Below are 22,680 nucleotides of genomic sequence, written 5' to 3'. Positions count from 1 at the left end.
AGCGTCTCGAGACGCGGTTAAGGGCCCGAGGTGGACGATTTGTCGGCCGCCCGCGAGGTCATGAGGTCATTTTGTGGAATGACCGGCCCCGGGCCGCCGGTGGCTGTTTCGGCTTCCTGCAAACCCCATTATATTGTACAGGTCTTCTTTTATTGATAAGTCTCGTTGCATGTATTCTAATTGAACACGCAATTCGATTCATGTAGATCGAGTTATTAGAGTGAAAAATCGCGTCTATAATGAACTCTTTTCGCCCTTCACGGACAATTCTTTTTTTTACGTGATTATATCGATTTTAAATGGAAACATAACTTGCTGATTATGCCACAATATAAAACACGTAAATCAACAAATTTGCGGAGACAACTTATAAATACACCGCCATGCGTATAAAAATTGCCCAAAGGCGGAATGCACCTGGGGAAAACGGATCGATTACATCGTCTTTGGACGGTGTAAAGACGTCCGGGATCCATTTGCGGCTTAAGCCGCGATCCGCGCGTCATAACCAGTTGCCATGGAAACTGGAATGAGCTGCGGATTCGCCAACGGCCCTCTGTCCTCCAAAAGAGGATGGACACCGTGGTAGGAATGGACGCTCGAATGTGAGCATCTATGACTGCTTTGCGGAGCAGTTATGGAATGCAGCAAACGAGTTGACGCCCAGTGCACCGTAATCTTTGGGCATCGAATTTTTTGCACTGTCGCATGGTGGATTTGCTATCATTTATGAGTGGTCATTTGGACAGTACAGATTCCCTCGATTCTAATAGACTTCGAAATGATCGACTGTCGTGTGATAGATTTAAAATAGCACGAGGAATTATCGCCTGAAGAACTCAGTAGTCCATGCCTTGGAGGAGATAAAATGGATCCAGCGAAGGATGCAAAGACGAGCACCTTGCCTGCGTATATTAAAAGGCTCGAGGAGGCGCTAGGAAAGGAGAATGTCAAAACAAGTGAATTTGAAAGACTTCTCTATAGTCATGACCTCGCTCCACTTCCTAAGGAAGCACAACTGGCTTTCAAGAACATTCCAGATGTTGTTGTAAGGCCCAGATCAACAGAAGATGTCCAAAAGATTGTGAAAATTGCTGCTGAAGAAAACGTACCAATCACACCTCGTGGCAGTTCGACTTGGGGTCTAGGCGGAAGTATCCCAGCTTTTGGCGGGATCTTAATCGACATGAGCGGAGGGATGAACAAGATTCTTAAGATCGATAAAGAAAATCTCTGTGTTACCGCCGAGGCAGGGGCTACGTGGAAGCAGGTTTACGAGGCTTGCTTGAGTAAAGGTCTCCTCCTCGGTTCGTACCCAAGCAGCTTTCCAAGCGCGACGCTTGCTGGGTGGATCTCTACAGGCGGTATTGGAATTGGTACTTATAAGTATGGATCTGCGGGCAATAATATCAGAAATCTGGAAGTTGTGATGCCAGATGGCGATGTTATTAACACTGGATTTGACGAAGTCTGCGATAATAGCTCTGGTTATAATCTCAATTGGCTGATGGTTGGCGCAGAGGGGACGCTCGGTGTCATCACTAAGGTGACATTCAGGCTAGTTCCCGCACCAGAAACGATGCGGCCGCTCTCCTATGCCTTCAACGATCTGGCATCAATGGGACCAGCGTTGATGGAGGTATGCCGGTCGAGGGTGGAGCCACTTCATATATCCTTTGGAGACGGAAAACATTATGAGCTCTTGAGAAAAGCCGGAAAGCATGCGCCCGAAGTTGGAAGCATGCTCAGTTTCATGCTCGAAGGCGATGCTGAAATAGTCAAGCACGAAGAGCAGGTAATTGACAAGATCATGGAGAATCATGGTGCGAAGAAAATGCCAGATGATGTAGCAACGCATGAATGGGAGGAGCGCTGCTATGAATACCGCTCAAGGGAGATTGGTATGGGTGCGATCCCAGGAGAGGTCGTCGTGCCATTAGGGAAGTTTTCAGCGATGGCGAATGATACCTACGACCTTATGGAGGAAATGAAGATGGAGGGCGCAGTCATCGGCATTATGGCTGACAGGAATACTGCGATGTTCATGCCATATTATCTTTTTGACTCTGAGAGTCTTCTAAAGAGCGTTACCTCTCTCTCATTCAACAAAAAGTATTCGGACCTTGCATTCAAGCACGGTGGACGTCCTCTCGGTTTCGGCATCTTCTTTGCATCTAATCTGAAGACAATTCGGGGAAATGGAGTGAAATACATTAAAGCAATCAAGAATGCCATTGATCAGAAAGGAATTATGAACCCGGGCAAGCTCATTGAGACGGTGACCCGACAGGGAATCCACGTCGCTCCAACACTTTTTGAGCTCGGAATGGATGCTCTTGCAGTTGCGAAAAAGATGTTGCCGAAGGATCAAGATATCGATAAAAAGGCGGAGGAATATAAGATAGAAAAAGCGGAAAAAGAAAAGAAAGGGCCTACGCATTGAGAGGCCCTTTTTATTTCACATACTTTGAAGGGTCTGCATCGAACTTTTTCTTACAACCTGGGGCGCAAAAATAGTATTTCTTGCCTCTGTATTCTGAAATCCACTTCGCGCTCTTTTCATCGACCTCCATTCCACATATTGGGTCCTTTGCCACACGATCACCTCGCCTTCCTTATTTCAGGGACATATCTCTTCAATAATAGCGCATTTGAGACAACGGAAACGGAACTCATTGCCATTGCCGCCGCCGCAATGACTGGCTGGAGCAGTATGCCGAAAAAGGGGAAGAGAATACCAGCTGCGATCGGTATCCCAGCCGTATTGTACGCAAATGCCCAAAACAGATTTTGTCGGATCTTGCTCATCGTTCTCTTGCTCAATTGAATCGCTGCGACGACGTCCAGCAAATCGTTTCTGATCAAAACAATATCGCCCGTTTCGATTGCAACATCCGTGCCACTGCCGATCGCGATGCCGATATCTGCTTGTGCCAGAGCCGGCGCGTCGTTGATACCGTCACCAACCATTCCTACGATCTTCCCCTCCTTTTGGAGTTTTGTAATCTCTTTAGCTTTGTCTTCCGGAAGAACTTCTGCCAGTACCCTATCTATTCCAAGTTTTTTCGCAATTACATTGGCAGTTCTCCAGTTGTCACCTGTTATCATCGCAACTTCGATCTTCATCTTCTTTAACTCAGCGACTGCTTCTTTCGAGGTCTCTTTCAAAACATCTGCTACGGCGATCAAGCCGATGACTGTTCCGTTGAGTGCGAGGATCATCACAGTTTTTCCTTCATCCTCGATCCTTTGCATCGAGTCCTCGATCCCCGATATATCGATTTGCGCACTTTTCATTAGGCTCCTGTTCCCAAAGAGAATCTTTGATCCACGAAAACCCACGACAACCCCTTTTCCAGGTAAAGTCTCGAATTCATCCGCGTCGGGCACTTCGATTCCCATTTCCTTTGCGTGCCGGATAATCGCCTCTCCAAGGGGATGCTCTGATCCCTTCTCTGCAATTGCAGCGTACCTTATGATCTCTTCCTCCCCCTGTGAAAAAGAGATCACGTCGGTTACCTCTGGTTCTCCCTTTGTGAGAGTACCTGTCTTATCGAAAACAATTGTATTGATCCTACCAGCCAATTCTAGGGCTTCGCCATTCTTGATCAGTATTCCAAACTCAGCACCTTTTCCTGTTCCTACCATAATGGCAGTTGGTGTTGCAAGCCCGAGTGCACAGGGACAAGCAATCACGAGGATTGTAATGAAAATTGAAAGGGAAAAGATGAAGCGTGGTTCGGCGATCTCGAATACGTCGTATCCGATGAAATACCATAGGAGTGCACTAACAAGGGCAATGACAATAACCGCGGGGACAAAATAGGCAGAAACGCGATCAGCAATACGTTGGATTGGTGCCTTGGAACCCTGTGCTTCCTCGACGAGCCTGACGATCTGTGCAAGTACTGTGTCCTTTCCGACTCGCGTAGCGCGCACCTTGAGCAACCCATTTTTGTTGATCGAACCGCCGATAACCTCGGAGCCCACCTCCTTCTCAACTGGAATGCTCTCACCTGAAATCATCGATTCGTCGACAGAAGAGTGCCCATCGATAACAATCCCATCCGTTGCGATCGTCTCCCCTGGCCTCACAACAAAAATATTGCCTATTTCGAGTTCATCAATCGGTATCTCGACCTCTTGGCCGTTTTGGAGAACACGGGCGGTCTTGGCCTGGAGATTCATCAATTTTCTAATAGCTTCTGATGTTTTCCCTTTCGCCCTCGCCTCCAAGTACTTTCCCAAAAGTATTAGAGAAATAATGAGGGCTGATGTGTCGAAATACACATGTTCGAACGATATGATTGAGGGGAAAAAGACGACAGCCGTACTGTAAAAATAAGCGGCTGATGTGCCAATGGCGATAAGAGTATCCATGTTTGCCCTCTTATTGCGCAGAGCCTTGTAGCTTCCGATATAGAATTGATAGCCTGCAACAAACTGCACTGGCGTTGCCAGAAGGAACAGGACGATGTTACCGATTTTCATCATTTCCTCAGTGACTTTGATTAGAGAAAAATCAAGAACCATTGTGAGGACAAATGTAGGAATACTCAGAGAAAGGCTGAAGATGAGCAGATTCTTCTGTCTCCTCATCTCTTTCTGCCTAGCCAACTTCTCCTCATCAATAGTTTCCGCTTCAAGAACATCATAGCCTGCCTCCCTGATCGCTCTTTTGATGTCCGAGAGCTTTACGAGATTAGGATCATATTGTATTCTTGCCTTTTCACTTGCCAGATTGACAACTGCGCTGTTCACCCCTTCGATGCGATTTAACGCAGTCTCGATTGTCTCGGCGCAGGTGGCACACGTCATTCCAGATATCGAAAGGGTCACATCGTTGAGTACGATATCGTAGCCAGCTGCTTTAACAGCCTTCTTCATCTCATCGATTTGAACCTTCTTGGGGTCGTAGACTACGGTCGCCTTTTCTGCTGCGAGATTGACTGAAGCGGATTCAACGCCAGGTAATCCGGATAGGGTATGTTCAATTGTCTGTGCACAGGTCGCGCAAGTCATTCCGATAATGGGTAATGTGGCCTTTTTCTTTTGTTCGTCTTTTCCAGCAGCTGGGGGTTGCTCGTGCCTGTGGTCGTCTTTCATAATGATTAACAATCATAAAAGGACAACAGAAACCATATTAACTTTATTCCGAAAAAACGGGTAACCTCCTGATTTGTAGTTTATTCTATGTATATGTTCATCGAAAAGCCAATATGTCTTTCATTTGAGCGTGATTTATTCTAAACTACCTTTTGAATTCAAAAAGAATATAGCGAAGGAAGACTCCCTTACATTACAATAGAACTTAGTGTCAGCAAGTCTAGAGCCATTCAAGAAAATAGTCGACTGTTTTTTGGCAATTAGCTAAGTGAGGTAAGATAGGTGTTCCGACATCCAGTCATAAAATCATGGGTATAGAGAATCTCAGAATGATCCGGAAATACCGATCGACTCTGGATGCCGGAAGGCTCAGCGAGCTCATAGCCGTTGTAGTCCACAAAGCAAAACCCTCTGAGTGTGACTCTATCTCGTGGTGATTCCCGAATGATGAGAATATAAGGGAGCTCTTCATAATGGGCAACAGCTATGTCCATGTGATCTATGAATTTGACAACCCTCATCTCGTCAATGATTTTATCAACTGTGTCGGGAGCTCCCTAGGCTTATTGAATGTGGAATTTCATATATTGTTCAGATCGCAAATGAAAACCAGATGGCGATTGTCGGCCAAAACCCTAGAATTGTCTTCTAATGTCAAACATGCAAGAAGAGTGTTCAGAGCGAATATATTCGGATCAAATGCGACAGAAGATAGCATTGCTTCTGTAACAACGCTTGCGCGCAGCGGTTTTCCAAGTAAATTGATTAAATTCAAGGTGAAGCGTTAAAGTTTGGCAATTCACTATTTCACTGCGACGATCAGGTCGATTTCTACCCTCGCACCCATAGCGAGATTTGAAACTTCCACTGTGGCTCTTGATGGCGGAGCATTCGGGAAAAATTCTTTGTAGACTTCATTCATTTCCTTAAAATATTCGAGGCTTGTCAAATAAACTGTCGCCCGTACGGCATTTTCGAGTGAGGATCCCGCTGCTTCCACAACTGCTTTCAAGTTCTTGAGAACCTGTCTCGTTTCATCGGCAATACTTGATCTAACAAGCTGATTCGTCTCAGGATCAATGCCGACCTGACCAGAGCAAAAAATAAAACCGCCTGAAATAACTGCCTGGGAGTAAGGTCCAATTGGCTTTGGAGCACGATCGGTGCTTACTATCTCTTTCATGAGTGATAATCGCTTTTTTCTGCTAAAGAGATTTTTCTATTGCATCATTTTTGCGTCAGCGATATCGTCTGTGAAGCCAAGGACTCTTGGAAGTTCAGCAACACTTCTAATGACAATGCTACACCCTTTTGATTTCCACGTTTCGTCATCATATTTCCCTGATGAAATTCCGATGAAATTCGATTTCGCGTCAATAGCGCACGCCAGATCTAGAGGATGATCTCCGATCATTACACATTCCGATGCGTCAACACCGAGTCTAGTCGCTATTCTCTTTAGAGCGATACCATTTGGTTTAGCCTCGTCGATAGGGAAATCATCCCTGCAGATGATTGCGTCAAATTCTTCAGCGGAAAGACCGACGACATTGAACGCCTTCATCACATACACTCTCGAACCTCTTGTTAGGATACCTACCTTGTATCCATTTTCTCTCAGAAATTTGATTACTGGCTTCACACCATCAATTAACGTTGTGTTCTCAACATTTCTCAATTCCGCCTTCAAAAGCACCTCATCAATGACCCGGTTCAATTCTTCCAGGAGGAGGGTTTTACCACACTTCTCGCATACATCTTTCACACGGGCCAGGCTTTGATATATAGTATCGCTAGTCGATATTGCGTTAGGTTCTATTCCTCTGTTGACAAGTGCGGAAAAAAATTCCTTCTTCATTGCATCGAAATCGATTGCACTGTTAACCAGCGTGCCATCGAAGTCGAAAATAATGGCCTTCACCCGTTCCAAATTCATCGATTCACCAATTAGCCACCACATTTGGTGATGCGCATAAATTTCTTAAACTCAGCGATCACATCTTGAAATTCATCACCAGATTGGTTATATCAAATCGTAGCACTTACGTCAGGTTGACCCGAGGACTCAGAACTCCTCAATGACCGTCAGAGTCTCAGTGTGTACAACACCTGGTAATGCTCCAATTTTATACAGAACGACCCTTCCCAATGCTTCTACGCTCTCACCTTCTATCTTCGCAATGAGGTCATAATCGCCGAAAAGCGGGTATACCTCAACGACTTCATTCATTCTTTTCAGTTCGGAATATATTTGATGATCCTTCTGAGGTGCTGTGATAATCAAAACATATGCGATGGCCATTGCAAACACCAGCAACGGTATATTGGCATGCCATTACTTATCAATATCGATCTTCCATCAAATGCAAAGAAGAGCCTGTATTATCATTCAGTTCTCGAAAAATCACCTCACTCCCTTATACCACTCTGCAGTCTTCTTAATACCTTCTTCGAGACTTGTTTTCGGTGCAAACCCTAGGTCTTCCTGAGCTCTCCTGCAATCAGGTTTGGGTTGATCGGTTCCAAATAATCTCACGACAAAAGGCGAAATGACGACGCTGCGATCGTCCCCAGTTAATCTCACTTTCAATTGGTTGAGTTTTGCAAAAAACATTGAGAATGTGTAACTGTAGTATCGGTAGTCTGGAATCTTTCCAAGTTCTTTCGCGATTAGGTCATATATTCGTTTAAGTGTCGCTCTATCCGGGCCATCTAGATCATACGCATTTCCAGAAATTCCTGATCGTTCTGATGCGTTAACAAATGCCTCAACTAGGTCTGCAACATAAATCAGCGGAAATCTGGCATTACCATCACCAACTATGGCCGTTTCACCCTCATCGACGGCTTTAAACCAGTAGTATGATGCAGTATAATCTCTCGGTCCATAAATAACTCCAGGTCTTAGAGCAACTCCCTCAATGTTTAATTCTGCACATTTCTTAAAAAAAACTATTTCCGCTTCGGCCTTAGAGCGGCAGTAATTGTCCTTTATTTTTGAAGGATTCAACTCTTTGCTCCCGTCGTTACCGATTTCTCCGCGCGTCCCATAAACGCCAAGCGAGCTCGCGTACACAATTCTCTTCACACCGTTCTTCGCTGCGGCGATTGTGATGTTCTTGGTTCCCATGACGTTCGTTTCATATAACTCGCCGTACGGTGCGATATGTTTGACTGAACCAGCACAATGGAAAATTGTGTCGACATCAGCGACAGCTGTCATAATGCTATCGACATTATGGAGGTCTCCATAGACGACCTCGACGGGAAGGTGTCTAACTGCAGATAGGTTGCTGGTCTTCCTTGCAAGAATTTTCACATGTTCGCCTCGTTGGCAAAGTTTTTCAACGACGTGACTTCCGAGAAATCCCGATGCTCCGGTTACTAGGCTAGTCATGTTGCGAACCGGATACCATTATCGGAATAAAATAAGTTTCCATGTCCGAGAAGGAATTAATGAGGAATTTACACGGTTGGTCGTTTTTTTTGATTTTTTGATATTTAAAATTAACGGTAGCATGCTCAAGCACCCTTTTTATATTTTTTTGTCGAACCCATAAGATAACAATTTTGGAGGTAATAAGAATGAAAAAGAGAGTTGTTGCGATTGCCGCCACCGTCGCCCTCTTTTTGGCAGCATTTGGAGTCGTGTTCTCGGCATTTATTCCTTTGGGCATCCCAGGGAACGACCCTCATAAGATCATGTCGGGGAGTAATCTAGGAATCCCTGGCAATGACCCACACAGTTGGGTCAATGGTTCGAATGGATCTGGAGCCATTTCAGGTGTATACGCATATAGGATTCCTGGCAATGACCCACACAGCTGGGAACCCCTTCTGGGTGTCCAGATATTGGGAATTCCTGGCAATGACCCACATTGATTCTCGCATCTTCCCTGAATTTCCTCCCTTTTTTTCTTATTAAAATGATTAAGCAGGCAGATTGGATTCAGAGTTTAAATCATTAGTAGTATTTTCTGGCAATAGATCCATTGTTGCTTCAATTTCTTTCTTGAGGTTTTCATAACCGTGGGTATTAGCTAATTGGAAAGCCTCGTTAAGGAGTGCCCTCGCCTGCAAATATTCTCCATTCTCGATGAATACGTGGCCGACTTCAAAAAGCCAATGACTGAGTTTTAGAGGCACATTTAGTGATCTCAGGGACTCGAGGGCCTTTTCAAAATGGTCTTTTGCCCATTCCCAATTTTTCCTATATGCGAATAGATAGCCCTTGTATAGATTCATCGTAGCAATCATGATCTTGTCATCCAACTTTCTGAAAATCGCAATTGCCCTATCCAAGGTTTCTTCAGCCTTGACAAAATCCTTGGTCTCAATATATAACGCTGCCGCATTTGAAAGGGAATAGCCAATTGTGTTTAAGTCTCCAGAAGATGTTGCAAGATCTATTGCCTTTTCATTCATTTGTAAGGAACGATCAAATTGTTCGGTTAGTCTGTAATCATTGCCTAGACTTGTGCAGACCTTTGCTATTTCTCTTGCATCTCCTGTTTTTTCAAGAACTTCAAGCGCCTTTTTTTTGTATTTTATTGCATTATCATAATCAAGAAGCTGGCTATAAACACGGCCAAGGCCGTAAAGCGCCTTACCAAGGCTGATATCTTCCCCAATTTCTTCAGCGATTTTCTTGGCTTTCGAAAATAGTTCGATTGCGTCACGATAGAGGCCCTTTCTTTCTGCGATTCCGCCGAGGTCGTAATAAATGATCGATAGTGCGTGCTTATCGTTGTTAAGTAAGGCTATCGAAAGGCCCTTCTCGAGGAATGGCTGAGCTTGATCAAATTGAGCTCTCTTGAGGTAGATCGATCCGATTCTTCTGCAAGTTTCCGCGATCGCGTGCCTCCCAATAACTTCCTCGTTAAATGAAAGAATTTCATTGTAGAAAATGAGAGCGTCATCCCACTCACCTTGCATTTCTCTAATTTCCCCATATATCAAGAATAGTTCGACTTTATCGTGAAGATTCATGTCAATGCGTTGAGCAATGAGTGTATCGATGAGTGGCGCGAGGTTAGAGGCATAACCTTTCGAGACTATTTCTCTTCCAAACCCAACTATGATTTGAACTGCTGTCTTCCACTCGTCTGCCATCAAACTGTGATAAAGTGCCTCGATACAAGATGGCGGAGAAGTGTCCCTCAAATATAGTCGTGCGGCCGCTCTATGATAAACCGCTTTCTGTCTGGGCGTTAGCCTGGAGTAAAAGAACTCCCTGAGGAGGTCATGCATACCGATCATTCGACCGATGGATTCTTGCAAGAGGAATTTCGAAAGGAGTTCGTCAAGTGTGTCGTGATCGACGACATAATCAGTGTATCTCATCTGCGTGGAACTCATACCAGACTCCTTCGCAATTTCTTCCTCCATAATGAAAAACGCATCAACTGGTACAGGATATCTAAATACAGAAGCGATCTCTAGGATGCGTCGCTCGGCAAGATCCAGTTTTGAATAGACTTCTTGTTCAATGAACATCCTCATGTTCTTGTCAAGAATCCCGCTCGGTTCATCGACCAACTCGAGAAAGAGCGGGTGGCCTTTTGTCGCTTTGACGAGATCATCAAGATATCGATCTGGAATCGATCTGCTCTTGAGTATTTTTATGCTACTCTCTTTGTCAAGTCCCTCAAGTGCAATCTCTTCAACAAGTCCGCTGAAGACGTCTTTCCGCGTATAGAAGTTAGGAACTTCACGGCTAGTGCACGCGACCTTGATCCCAGGGAGATGATCGATAATCCCTAAGAATGCTCTCAGGAGCTCAATGATCCTCGCATCGGCTTTATGAACGTCGTCGATAAGTATGAGCGCATTGGCATCTTTGAGGTCCGTCTCGAGTATGTGGCATATCTCGCCGATTGACGGATTTTCTGTTTGTGAGATGAATCTCTCCAACCCCTTTTTTCCCATCTGAGAAAGAAACTCGGCGAGCGGTGTTAAGAAGATCTTTTGGGTGACCCAGTCGTTCAAGCGATACCAGAAGACATTAATCTTATTCCTCACTTCTTGTGCGAATTTAGCCAGGAGCGTTGTTTTGCCGATACCTGGAATTCCATACACTACGATGACTTTGGTCCGACTGGATTCCAAGAAGTCATTCAACTTTTTCAGTTCATTTTCCCTGCCAACAAAGGTTCTGATAGTCGGTTTTCTGTCCGTGTAATCGACGAATCGTCTCTCTTCTTTAATTTTCATATTATGGAACGCCGTGCAGTCAAATCTACCCCTAATGACGCCCATCGCCAGTTCGAGAAGTGTGTAACTTTTTGGAAGAAAGATGTTGAGATTTCCAACAGATTCGTTCGTTTCATTACCGTTGAAGTCAACAACAGTGACTTCTGTTTTTTCGATTTCTTCCTTTAAGGCAAGCGCTCTTTTGAATCCCTTTGGTGTGAGAGCGTAAACGCGTCTCACACTCGGTAATCCTTTGACGTGTTTTGTTCGAATCTCCACATCACCCTGATTTGCAAGCGAGGTGACGATCTTCGAAACATTATTTCTGCCGATATTTGTGGCCGACGCGATTCCCTCCTGCGTGATCGCCCTCGGAGCTGTATCATCCTGGTGGAACTTGTGGTATGCAAGGAGGTGGAGTATGACTCTCTCATCACTGCTTAAGAGATACTTTCTGTTGCAGCGGCGCACGGAGCGATTCACAAGATATCATTAACATTAATGGAAAAAAAGTTTCGTAATAGGCGGTTGGAAATGAAAAATAGCATGCTCAAATTGGGTTTAAATATCTTCAAGATTAAAAAAAGGGAGCAGATAAGGAAATCTGAAAGGAGGACATTAAATGCCAGTCTCTGGAGAGAGGTTGCGTATATCCCTTGTTGTTGAGGGTTACCCCCGAAAGGGTTTTCATGTATTAGCTAAATTGATGGAGGGATATGAGCGCGGATTATGTATTACCCGTCTTCATCCCGAATATGTGTGTAGCAAATTCGATCTGAAGAATGTAGAATGTTACTGGCTCAGCGGGTGTAAGGGAAAGCATGTTATCTCGCCAAGATCTCTTGGTCAATTGACGAGGATAGTCAAAACGTGGCTAAAGGAGAATAGAGATACTGTTGTTTTCTTGGATGGCCTTGAATATCTCCTCATTTGGAACGACATGGGAAGGATTATTGGCGCATTAAACGAGTTAGACAGAGTACTCTCGTATTCGAATTCCACCATGTTGATCTGCATAGACCCGCTGACATTGGAACAGAAAGATCTCGAAAAGATCTCGTCGGTATTGAAAATGAATAGCGCTGAAGAACTAATCGATCGTCTTTCTAAGATACAATCTCAGCAAATCTGCGAAGCTTTGCCAATGAGCGCTGATCAAACAATCGGGGATCCACTGCAACCACGAGAATTGCACGTGATTCCATAGTAATGTCGTTAAGGTGTTCAACGAACATCTGGAGTCTCTGAAAATCGTTGAACAATGAAAGGTACTCGAGACCATCGAGGAATACGACAGCTGAGCTCTCTTTCTTTACAAATGTGGTGATCCTTTGTAACAGTCTTCCTAGCTGCTGTGGCGAAACGCTTCTCTCGCCGGGTCTCTCGCTCAACCATATCGCTTCTGCGATCTCCCCGATAATTTTCTCCCTGATAAGATCAGGGTGGAGACGAGAGATGAACATCACTTTTTTCTTTAGATTTAAAACAGATTCTGCTATCCTATGGATTTTTGTTTGCTTCTCGTCGAAAACAAGATAAGTTCTACAACTATCCAGCATGATTGTCTTATCATTTAATGATATGGTAAGGTATCCAATTCTTCCGTGGTTGGATTCCATGGATACTGCACTTTGCAGGGCTAGCACCAACCTCTTGTCGTCTATTTTTCTATTAACAAGTTTCCCCTATTTAATCGTTTATTTGATGGTCGTTTAATTGAAAGTGTGTATCATTGTAAAGACACGGTACTACTGGTGTCTATGTGAGCGTCATCCTTGCATGCTCATTTGATACCAAACCCCATCGCAACCTATCCGCCTAGAATCGATCTATTTGTCCTGCTATTTCTTTCTTAGATACATTTTGCATGTTTAAATTGTCATGTAGATAATATCGTATGTCTTCCCGAAAATGATAAGATTCTCATGAAATTAGATCCAGAACTTGAATGAATCGTAGGGCAACACGTCGTCTTCATCGGCCGATGACATCGCCAGTATTTCACAGATCTGCCGTTTCGAGATAGTATACCGCACTCAAAGCGTATCTATAGCCCTCATAATTGTTCTTTTGTTGATGTACTCCTCCGGCTAAAGGATAATTGCTGACCAATCAATATTTCCGATACCAAGAGCTGCTCAATTCATTCCTTTTGTATCGGTAGCTCTATTATTTTTCTCGGCCCTAAACTCTCGTTTTAGACATTCCTAATAATTGCACCCCTGGCAGGATTCGCTTCCTATTCATTTGATTGAAAATTGTCCTGCCGATCGTCTTTGACGATCACTCAATTCTAATTACCACTTCAAAATCGAAGATTTTTATTGCTAAACGCTGGAAGGAAGCGCTACGTCGCAATGCTTCGATAGATCTGAACTGCAATTGAGGGGGGATTATTTCGTCGTCATTATCTCAATCGATCGATCAATTTTGAATAATGATTCGAAGTCGGCCTGGATAACTTAATCATTTTCTTTTCGACCGAGGCACCTATCCTGGTTGCAATAGGAGAACAAATGTTTGATCAACAGACACAAGTTACTGCGAACAGAATTCAGTATCCCTTTCATCTCTATAATCCTGTCAATGCTCGAACTGCGACATTGAATATTAAAGGGTAATTGCATATATCCAGACTCTTTTTGTTGCCAGATTTGTATGAGCTTTCTGAGCATCAGCTGCTTAATATGATACTTGCGTCTCCACCTATTTTCAAATTGGATATATGATAGAAAAGAAAGTGACCTTTGCATCCGATGCAAAGGCACCCAAGCATAGGTGAACAACTTCCTAGGGCTATGAGCTGTTCATTTTTCCACTGAGATATGTCGCATATCCCCCTAGATCGAGGAGCCCATGACCAGATAGATTGAAAACGATGACTTTCTCTTCTTTTTTCTCCTTTGCTTCCAGAGCAAGATCGATTGCGGCCTTGATAGCATGATTTGTTTCTGGAGCTGGGATAATTCCTTCTGCACGCGCGAAGGTGACGCCTGCAGCAAACGTTTCCTTCTGGTCGTAGGCCACTGGTTTAATTATACCCATCTTCGCCAGGAGGCTGACCGTGGGAGCCATCCCGTGGTATCTCAATCCACCTGCATGAATTGGGGATGGCACAAACTCGTGTCCCAGGGTGTACATCTTTAAAAGTGGTGTCATCCCAGCTGTGTCGCCGAAATCGTATTCGTATTTTCCACCAGTTAGTGAAGGAACTGATTTTGGTTCAACGGCGATAAACTCAGTGTGGATTCTTCCCTTGAGCTTCTCCCCAATCATGGGGAATGCGAATCCAGCGAAATTACTCCCACCACCGACGCATCCTATCATATAGTCTGGGACAACATCGAGCATTCTCAACTGCTGCATCACCTCGAGCCCGATGACTGTTTGATGGAGCATGACATGATTCAGCACACTTCCGAGACTGTACTTTGTATTCTTACCCTTTACAGCTGCTTCGATCGCCTCGGATATTGCAATGCCGAGGGAACCAGGATGATTTGGGGATGTCTGGTTGAGCTTTCTGCCATATTCTGTTTCCATGCTTGGCGATGGAAACACGCGCGCACCGTAAGTTTCCATAACGTGCCTGCGGTATGGTTTTTGTTCGTAGCTAACACGAACCATGAACACTGTGCAATTGAGATTGAAGATTGAACATGCGAGGCTCAATGCTGAGCCCCACTGACCCGCTCCAGTCTCAGTCGTTAGATTTTCAGTGCCGTCCTTCATGTTATAGTATGCCTGAGCAACAGCTGTGTTTGGCTTATGACTGCCGCAAGGGCTCACGTCTTCCCGCTTGAAGTAAATCTTTGCTGGTGTCTTCAGGTATTTTTCCAGGCGTCTAGCCCTCTGCAGGGGAGTTGGTCTCCCAAGAAGGATGAAGGCTTCCCGAACCTCATCAGGAATATCAATATACCTTTCTTGTGAGACTTCCTGCTGAATTAGACTGATCGGAAAGATCGCCTTCAAATCATCGAGTTTCACAGGTTCCATTGTTGCTGGATGAAGTGGAGGTGGCAACGGCTCCGGCAGATCCGCGACGATATTGTACCATTTCTTCGGTATGTCCTCTATTCCAAGCATAATCCTTGAATCATTGAGCACTTGAGTCATTGGGGGATTGATAATATCCCGGGAATATTTAACATTTGTGCGAATTGATGTACATATACGTACTATAATTTTGACCCGTCTTTAAATAAAAATGACAGCAATGAGAATAATGCATCAACAATCGAAAAGGATAATTGCCGACTTCACTCCGATCCCAAGGGGGGAGGAAACTTTCTTAAGAAGGCTAACTTTTTTTTGGGGGTCATAGATAGTGAAGTCGGCACAGGGAGTCATCGTCAACCGTTCTGTTGAGCGATGATTCCTCGTAATCTCTGTTAAATTGTTTGATATCGCCGAATATAAACGTGTTGTAAATTTTATCATTTTTGATAACATCCTTCGCTAAAGGATGCCTTTTAGAAAAGGATAGCCGTGATATTTGCTAACGAAGTACTGGATTAGAAGTGTACACCTGTTCGCGTCAGGTTCTCCGAATTCGCGCGAAGTCAGCACTTTTTAACGGCATTCGATTCCAAGTTCCTCATATTCGAAATCACAGATTTGATAGCCCGCATACACTGCATACAAATGTTCCTTCTTCAACTCTGAGGACTCCCCCGCAATCGGGACAAGTAATACCGCCTTTTGCGGTCGTGAAAACCTGTCCTGGCTTAGATCCCTCGCGGTAGACAGTAATCCCTTTGCATTTTAGCGCAAATGCGAGCTTGAAAATTTCACTTACATCCCTCACGGTGCAAGTCGAACGCATATTGATTGTTTTTGAAACTGCATTATCAACATATTTCTGAAAAACAGACTGTAGTCGAACTTGCTGCTCTGGAGGCACGTCATGTGAAGTTAAGAAAAGCTTCCTCACGTCCTCTGGAATTGAGTCGAGATGCTGAATTGATGTCGTTGTAGATAGTGAATTAATAAGCTCAGCGCTATAAAATCCCCTTTCCTTTGCAATCTTGACAAATTCTGGGTGTATTTCTCTCAGATGCTCACCCTCGAGGACGTGTCTTACGTAGTAAATCGCATACAGTGGCTCGATACCACTTGAACAATCTGCGATGATGCTTATCGTTCCTGTTGGCGCAATGCTTAGGATCGTTGCATTGCGCCTCGGGTGTCTATAAATGCTCTTGTCAATATTCGGAAAACTCCCGCGTTCTTCTCCGATTCTTCTGGTCGTCTCCTCCCCTTTCTTCCTAATGAAGCTGATCACCTTTTCAGCAAATCTCATCGATTCGTCTGACCCGTATGGAATCCCCAATTTTAGCAGAGCGTCCGCAAAACCCATTACTCCCAGGCCAATCTTCCTGTTACCCCTTGCGATTTCGGTTACTTGGGGAAGCGGATATCTGCTCGCGTCAATCACGTTATCTAGAAATCGAATACCCGCATCAACGAGCTCCTCGAGTCTCTCCCAATCGAATTCGCGATCCCCCCTTTTCTCTCTTACGAGACGCGAGAGGTTTATTGATCCAAGGTTACAAGCCTCAAACGGTAGAAGTGGTACTTCGCCGCAAGGATTCGTCGCTTCAATGGGTCCGAGGCCAGGTGTGGGATTTGCCTCATTAATCGTATCATAAAAAATTAGTCCAGGATCGCCTGTTTTCCAAGCATAGTAACAGATCTCATTGAATAATTCTGATGCGTTAAGCGTCCCCATCACTTTTCCGTTGCGTGGATTAATGAGGTCAAAGTCCTGTCCTAGCTCCACTTTTCTCATGAACTCATTTGTTACACTCACTGAGATATTGAAATTCGACAATGAATGGAGATCCTCCTTTGCGCGGATGAATTTCTTGATGTCTGGATGGTCAACCCTCAGGACACCCATGGAAGCCCCACGCCGTCGACCACCTTGTTTGATTGCTTCAGTGGCAGCATCGAAGACTTTCATGAAAGAAACAGGCCCAGATGCAATTCCACCAGTCGATTTGACGATGTCCCCCTCAGGCCTTAACTTTGAAAAGGAAAATCCCGTACCGCCCCCGCTCTGATGAATGAGTGCAGCGTACTTGATAGCATCATAAATGCTCTCGATTGAGTCTTCAACGGGAATAACGAAGCAAGCCGCGAGTTGTTGGATCTCAGTTCCAGCGTTCATAAGGGCTGGGGAATTAGGCAGAAATTCGAGCTTTCTCATCATCAGATAAAATTCTTCAGCCTCCGCCTCAACGCCCCTTCCGTCATGGTATAGTCTATTAACTGAGGCGATATTTTCCGCGACCCTCCTGAACATCTCATCGGGGGTCTCAATAACTTTGCCAGTTTCATCTTTTCTTAGATATCTTTTTTCTAATACTCTTAACGCATTTGTGCTAAGTTCTGGAAATTCATGAGGATTCATATAACCCAATCAATTCAATTAGCGACTTATTTAATCTTTCTTTGTTGGAGAGATTAGAGGTCGAGATATTGTTAGTTTGATTAAACTTTGATTTGATGGTGTTGAGTCAAGTGAGGAAGATGGTATTTATAGAGTCATGGCAATCCTGACTTAAGAAGGGGATTTGATGATGAGATTCGGAGCACACACAGGATTATCTCCCGATCAAGTCGTTGAGAAGGCTATCGATTACTTCGGGAAACTAGGCCTCGCGATTGTGGAACGTGGGGATAATTATGTTTTGCTTCAGGGTGGCGGAGGTCGGGTGAGAGTCAGTGCATGCAAGAACGGCAGAACAGATGTTGACATTATTTCAGAAGAATGGGACTATCACGTGAAGCGATTCATACAACAGATCTCCGAATGAATTAGAGAATGAATTAATTTAATTTGAATCCATATTGAATGGATGTGAGATATTGACAGTTGAAAAGAAGACATTTAAAGGATATGAACGACCAGATGGGACATTTGGGACGAGAAACTTTATCGGTGTAATATCCACGGTTGTATGTGCGAATGAGGTCTCAAAGCGGATCTCATCGGCGAAAAGAGGAATAAAATATTTCGTTCACGGACAGGGATGCGCCCAGGTCTCGACCGATTTGAAAGTAGTCGAAAAAACTCTCTCCTCCTTAGGGCAGAACCCGAATCTGGCTGCAGTTATTCTCGTCGGGTTAGGTTGCGAGAGCGTTGATATCCAGAAAATTGCCGACGAAATATCACATTCTAATAAACCTGTCGAGACAATCGTGATACAGGAAGTGGGTGGAGCAAAGCGCGCAGTTGAACTTGGTAAAAAGATTTCGTCGAGATTATATGATGAATATTCGATGATGAAAAGAAAGGATACCGACATCACGAACCTCGTACTCGGTCTCAAGTGCGGTGGATCCGATACAACCTCGGGTATCACTGCAAATCCTGCGCTAGGAGTTGTTGTCGATCAGTTGATCGATCTGGGTGCAACGTGCGTCTTCGGTGAAACGACAGAGTTCATCGGGGCTGAAGAACATCTTGCCGCTCGCGGACGGACACCTGAGTTGAAGGATCTGATCCTGAAAACGATACTCAATATTGAGGGGAGGGCTAAGGCCACGGGCGTTGATATGCGCGGAGGACAACCGACTCAGGGGAACATTAAAGGAGGACTCTCAACAATTGAAGAGAAGTCCCTCGGTGCTGCTATTAAAACTGGAAGCAGGAAGATTGATGGGGTGCTTCAGTACGGTGAAAGAATCTCAGGAAAGGGTTTATTCTTCGTCGACTCGCCAGGAAGAGAACCAGAACTCCTGACCGCATTAGCGGCTGCTGGCGCAACCACAATTGCCTTCACGACTGGAAGGGGTGCGCCTCAAGGGTTTCCTTTTGTCCCCACAGTAAAGATAACTGGCAACCCGAAAACGGCAAAGATGTTGGCGGATCACATAGACATCGACGTCAGCGGAATTCTCTCGAGCGAATTAGACTTGAATGATGCCGCTCATATTATTGTCAAGGAGCTTTTTGCAGTGGCATCTGGAAAGGCGGTCAAAGCAGAAAAGCTGCGATATGAAGAGGCTATGAACATCTATATTACCGGTCCAGTTATCTGACCTAATAACGATCTATCGCGGTATCATCTTTAGGAATACGCGCTATCAATCAATCTCATTCGATGGAGCGTTCTCTAATCTCGCTCTGCCATGAACTCATTTGCAAAACCTTTCCCACGGACGATGACTTTTGGGACATATTCAAGCATAACACGTGCCATCTCTATTATCTCAGATTCGGAAGGGCTCGGCTCTTCAATTCCTGCAAATGGAGCATCGTTTTCTGGGTTGCTCAAGAACTGGTAAAGTAAGACTTCAGATGCAATTCCAGCAATTTGCTTCCCTATGCGTTCGACTGCTTCCTTTGTCACATATCCAGGAACGACCCTGATCCAAATCCTCACATTCTCCCCTCTAAGAACTTCCAGTGATCGTTTTAGAGCTTCTAGGTATTTTTGTGCACGATCCTCAGGGAGATTTGTGAGCTGGATCGTACAAAGGAGATCATCGAGAGGACACTTGATTTCAACAACATATTTTTTAACAAGTCCTTTCGTTTCAACGAGAAAATCTGGGTCATAACCACTTGTCTTTAAGATTACTCTCTTGTTCATGCGTTTCAGTCGTTGGAGTAATTCGATTAATTGTTTCCTTTGAAGTGTCGGCTCAGCACCACCCACGTAAATTTCTGAGATCTTTGGGTCGGAAACAAATTCGAGGACTTCTTCCATCTCAAACTCTCTTTTTGGTTGTTTTACATGCGTACAATATTGACATCGTAGAGGACATCCGTAGAACTGGATTATTGCATTGTCGCCCGTTCTTTTGAGTCCTATCAGCCTCATTAAATAGAATACAGATTGCAACCAATAACTAATTTACTTTTACCTTACCAATCCCTTAATCGGTCAGTTATTCTGATTTTCTTTCTCATCCCTGACACCAGGAAATCTTCTCGCAGGAGAAGGCTTAAGCACTTTGCTTCCATCACTTGTTATGAGCATGTTCGTGAGAGCGCTCAGGGAGCAGAGAGTTCCACGTCCCTGAATCGTCTCCTTGCCTGGAATCCTCGCTATTATGAGTCCATTTGCAGAAACTTCAATTTCTGTACCAATCTCACTGAGCCTATGAAGAACGATATTGCCCATCGCACCCATTGACTTCTCCATCCAACAATGCTTCATTGGACACAAATTACAGTAGGCTTTGAAGCGCTTGGCACCTTCGGGTGGAATGAATCCCGCGGCAATTTCCGCCTTTGTCGTACTATATGCAATGCAGCAACCGAGCACTCTGTCAGCCAATATGCGGTCACCCTCGTAGATGCTCGTCCTGACAGCACCGCCCTTTGCCTCGTATCGATTCTCCACATTTCGTTCGAATTTCAATCTTCCAGTGTTCCTAGCTCCGCTCAGCCTCTCTTTGACATACGATGATATCACTTCGCTTCTAGCTGCTGCCTTCGCAATTGCGCAGGTGGGACAGTATGAAACAGATGAGGTCACAATGAGCTGGTCATTCTTGTCAAACATCCGCGCGACAACACCGAGCCCCTCTCTCCTAATAAGCGTGCGGCCACCAATGTCATTAATGTATTGGAGAGCGATTACTGAGGGCGTCAGAACGCGACCGTAACCGAAAAGATCTGCAACAGCATCTATTTCATGGTCGTGAGTAAGTGCGTCTTCTCTCAAACTTTCTTTTAGATTTCTCGGGACAAGGTCAGCGTCAATTTCAGCTGCCAAGACAGCAGGCGACCAAACTATATCAAATCCCCTACCAATCTCATTTCCTGAATCGTCTTTGATAGTTGCCAAAATACCGTTTGGTCTCTCATAAGCAGAAACGGAACCACCTTCGCTAGTAATGGCTTCAAGCGTACCATGACAGATCCCGCACGCACCTTCAATTTCTCTCAATTGCTCCGTTTGCTTCCTGATTCGTTGGACAAAATCCCCTGCTGTCATCCACAATCTCTATCAAATGGCTCCATGATGAAACTTTCGAACAAAGATACGGCGATTCACGTATAACTGGAGATTACTTCATCAGAAATGCTCTGGAGTAAATTCAGTTGGTTTTCAAACTGCGTCTTTGGATCAATGCTGATGAGCATACTAATACAGTTTGTGTTGATTTTGTTCTTTACATTCTTTAGAATCTTCAAGACAGGGACGAATCCGTTCCACATCTGAAGGACTTCGATGCCATTCAAAACAACGATACAATTTTTGTTTTCTTTGATGAAATTGTCCACGTAGTACTCGAACAAGGCCAGATTCATTGGGGGAATGCAATCATTTCTTGGTCGCGGATTTAACCATTTTATGTGCAACTTCTTCGGCTCGAAGTTTAATTGAGAACGAAGCAACTCTGGAGCATTTTTCGAAATATAAAGAACCTTCTTGCCATTTGCCAGCTCCTTTCTCAGTATTTGATGGGTTCTCAGGGGAACTCTCTCGATAAAAAGATATAGCTTTCCTTTTGAAATCATCGCTGTGTTCCTCCAATTGATGTAGGGTATGATCTATTGATACTCGTTTCCCGATAAAGCGTCAATTTTACCCCTCACTTTATGATAAAAGAGCGGAATATTCGATTTTGTGTCGCTTAGAAAGAGATGTGAATGATTGGGTTAATGGATCCTCACCCGGGACTTCCTTAATCTGAATCCAGATCTCTCGCGGACCCTTGTTGCTTTCAAATCAACATTTCCGAGGGCACTTTTCCTTTCCTTTCAACATTTGAGAATCGCACTGTAATTTATCATGGTTTATGGGAATCCGAGGCCCAAATTTCATGAGGCCATGGAGTCAATTAGGCAATAGCATGGTGACTTCGCAAAGGGAATTTACATATTCATCATCCCGAGAAATATCTTGAACAACTCCGCAAAATCGGGATTTAAATTCCGTTCAAAACATATATTGCCTTTATCCAAAACATTACTCACCGCAAATAGATTAGGTAATCAGTTCTGCACGATGATGATCTGAAAAGTCAACGGTCCCTGTACTCATCCCGTGGAGGAGAGAAAACGTCGACGTTGATACAATCTTCAATCGCCGTTGTGGAGTGTTCTACATTCGGCGGGATATAGTAACCGTCTCCAGCGCTCAAAATATATTCCTGACCTGCTATAAAAACCCGAAGGACACCGCGTTCTACGAAACCCGTTTGCTCGTGTGGATGCGTATGTACGGGGAAAACTGTACCCTTCGGCAAGAAATATTCAACAATTTGCGCTCTCTCCCCACAAGCGAGCATTCGTCTCTTTACGCCTGGAACGGGCTCAAACTCCTTCGAATCCTGATATCTAAAAACCTTCATTTTGATTCCTCCGCAATCTGGACCTCTCTTATCTGGTTTGCTCGTTGATTTTCAATTTCGATG

At 44.4% G+C, this 22,680-nt stretch carries 19 protein-coding genes; 4 read left to right on the top strand and 15 right to left on the bottom strand.

The genetic code is table 11. The features are described from left to right. Positions 1-868 precede the first annotated feature (868 nt). Entirely contained in the window at positions 869-2,443 is a 1,575-nt protein-coding gene (locus QHH00_05620) for an FAD-binding oxidoreductase (GenBank protein ID MDH7508859.1), read from the top strand. Between the two features lie 10 nt (positions 2,444-2,453). Here QHH00_05620 and QHH00_05615 read toward each other — a convergent pair whose 3' ends face one another. The 7 genes from QHH00_05615 to QHH00_05585 all read right to left on the bottom strand — a co-directional run bounded on the left by QHH00_05615 (position 2,454) and on the right by QHH00_05585 (position 8,503). Continuing rightward, complete coding sequence (locus QHH00_05615) at positions 2,454-2,597, bottom strand: YHS domain-containing protein (protein MDH7508858.1); 144 nt, start codon at positions 2,595-2,597, stop codon at positions 2,454-2,456. Between the two features lie 4 nt (positions 2,598-2,601). Then, on the bottom strand, positions 2,602-5,106 hold the full coding sequence (locus QHH00_05610) for a heavy metal translocating P-type ATPase (GenBank protein MDH7508857.1): 2,505 nt from the start codon (positions 5,104-5,106) through the stop codon (positions 2,602-2,604). A gap of 260 nt (positions 5,107-5,366) precedes the next feature. Then, the gene (locus QHH00_05605; GenBank protein MDH7508856.1) at positions 5,367-5,600 is read right to left on the bottom strand and encodes a hypothetical protein; all 234 of its coding nucleotides are present in this window, start codon (positions 5,598-5,600) and stop codon (positions 5,367-5,369) included. A 308-nt stretch (positions 5,601-5,908) separates the two neighbouring features. Further along, on the bottom strand, positions 5,909-6,289 hold the full coding sequence (locus QHH00_05600; protein ID MDH7508855.1) for a Rid family detoxifying hydrolase: 381 nt from the start codon (positions 6,287-6,289) through the stop codon (positions 5,909-5,911). Between the two features lie 36 nt (positions 6,290-6,325). Beyond that, positions 6,326-7,042, bottom strand: coding sequence for an HAD family hydrolase (locus QHH00_05595; protein MDH7508854.1), 717 nt, complete (start codon positions 7,040-7,042; stop codon positions 6,326-6,328). Between the two features lie 129 nt (positions 7,043-7,171). Next, a complete protein-coding gene (locus QHH00_05590; GenBank protein ID MDH7508853.1) occupies positions 7,172-7,408 on the bottom strand; it encodes an Lrp/AsnC ligand binding domain-containing protein in 237 nt (78 codons plus the stop codon). 102 nt (positions 7,409-7,510) lie between these two features. After that, on the bottom strand, positions 7,511-8,503 hold the full coding sequence (locus QHH00_05585) for an NAD-dependent epimerase/dehydratase family protein (protein ID MDH7508852.1): 993 nt from the start codon (positions 8,501-8,503) through the stop codon (positions 7,511-7,513). Between the two features lie 188 nt (positions 8,504-8,691). On the opposite strand from QHH00_05585, the gene QHH00_05580 reads away from it, so the two are divergent. Continuing rightward, the gene (locus tag QHH00_05580; protein ID MDH7508851.1) at positions 8,692-8,988 is read left to right on the top strand and encodes a hypothetical protein; all 297 of its coding nucleotides are present in this window, start codon (positions 8,692-8,694) and stop codon (positions 8,986-8,988) included. A gap of 48 nt (positions 8,989-9,036) precedes the next feature. On the opposite strand, the gene QHH00_05575 is transcribed toward QHH00_05580, so the two are convergent. The 4 genes from QHH00_05575 to QHH00_05560 all read right to left on the bottom strand — a co-directional run bounded on the left by QHH00_05575 (position 9,037) and on the right by QHH00_05560 (position 17,713). Beyond that, positions 9,037-11,781: a tetratricopeptide repeat protein gene (locus tag QHH00_05575; GenBank protein ID MDH7508850.1), complete on the bottom strand. Its 2,745-nt coding sequence runs from the start codon at positions 11,779-11,781 to the stop codon at positions 9,037-9,039. A 623-nt stretch (positions 11,782-12,404) separates the two neighbouring features. Then, entirely contained in the window at positions 12,405-12,857 is a 453-nt protein-coding gene (locus QHH00_05570) for a DUF835 domain-containing protein (GenBank protein ID MDH7508849.1), read from the bottom strand. Between the two features lie 1,237 nt (positions 12,858-14,094). Then, positions 14,095-15,414, bottom strand: coding sequence for a TrpB-like pyridoxal phosphate-dependent enzyme (locus tag QHH00_05565; protein ID MDH7508848.1), 1,320 nt, complete (start codon positions 15,412-15,414; stop codon positions 14,095-14,097). A 493-nt stretch (positions 15,415-15,907) separates the two neighbouring features. Then, positions 15,908-17,713, bottom strand: coding sequence for an adenosylcobalamin-dependent ribonucleoside-diphosphate reductase (locus tag QHH00_05560; GenBank protein MDH7508847.1), 1,806 nt, complete (start codon positions 17,711-17,713; stop codon positions 15,908-15,910). Between the two features lie 166 nt (positions 17,714-17,879). On the opposite strand from QHH00_05560, the gene QHH00_05555 reads away from it, so the two are divergent. Both QHH00_05555 and QHH00_05550 read left to right on the top strand, forming a co-directional pair. Further along, positions 17,880-18,119: a hypothetical protein gene (locus tag QHH00_05555; GenBank protein ID MDH7508846.1), complete on the top strand. Its 240-nt coding sequence runs from the start codon at positions 17,880-17,882 to the stop codon at positions 18,117-18,119. 52 nt (positions 18,120-18,171) lie between these two features. Further along, on the top strand, positions 18,172-19,347 hold the full coding sequence (locus QHH00_05550; GenBank protein MDH7508845.1) for a UxaA family hydrolase: 1,176 nt from the start codon (positions 18,172-18,174) through the stop codon (positions 19,345-19,347). 74 nt (positions 19,348-19,421) lie between these two features. Here QHH00_05550 and QHH00_05545 read toward each other — a convergent pair whose 3' ends face one another. The 4 genes from QHH00_05545 to QHH00_05530 form a co-directional block, all read right to left on the bottom strand. After that, positions 19,422-20,132, bottom strand: coding sequence for a radical SAM protein (locus QHH00_05545; GenBank protein MDH7508844.1), 711 nt, complete (start codon positions 20,130-20,132; stop codon positions 19,422-19,424). Positions 20,133-20,195: 63 nt separating this feature from the next. Beyond that, positions 20,196-21,254, bottom strand: coding sequence for a hypothetical protein (locus QHH00_05540; GenBank protein ID MDH7508843.1), 1,059 nt, complete (start codon positions 21,252-21,254; stop codon positions 20,196-20,198). Between the two features lie 56 nt (positions 21,255-21,310). Next, positions 21,311-21,781, bottom strand: a complete 471-nt coding sequence (locus QHH00_05535) for a DUF835 domain-containing protein (protein ID MDH7508842.1) — start codon at positions 21,779-21,781, stop codon at positions 21,311-21,313. A gap of 506 nt (positions 21,782-22,287) precedes the next feature. Further along, positions 22,288-22,617, bottom strand: coding sequence for a cupin domain-containing protein (locus QHH00_05530; protein ID MDH7508841.1), 330 nt, complete (start codon positions 22,615-22,617; stop codon positions 22,288-22,290). Positions 22,618-22,680 lie beyond the last annotated feature (63 nt).

The organism is Methanomassiliicoccales archaeon, from assembly GCA_029907465.1.
GTDB lineage: Archaea > Thermoplasmatota > Thermoplasmata > Methanomassiliicoccales > JACIVX01 > JACIVX01.
The sequence above is the reverse complement of the archived record's forward strand: the minus strand, read 5'-3'. Positions and strand labels throughout refer to the sequence as shown.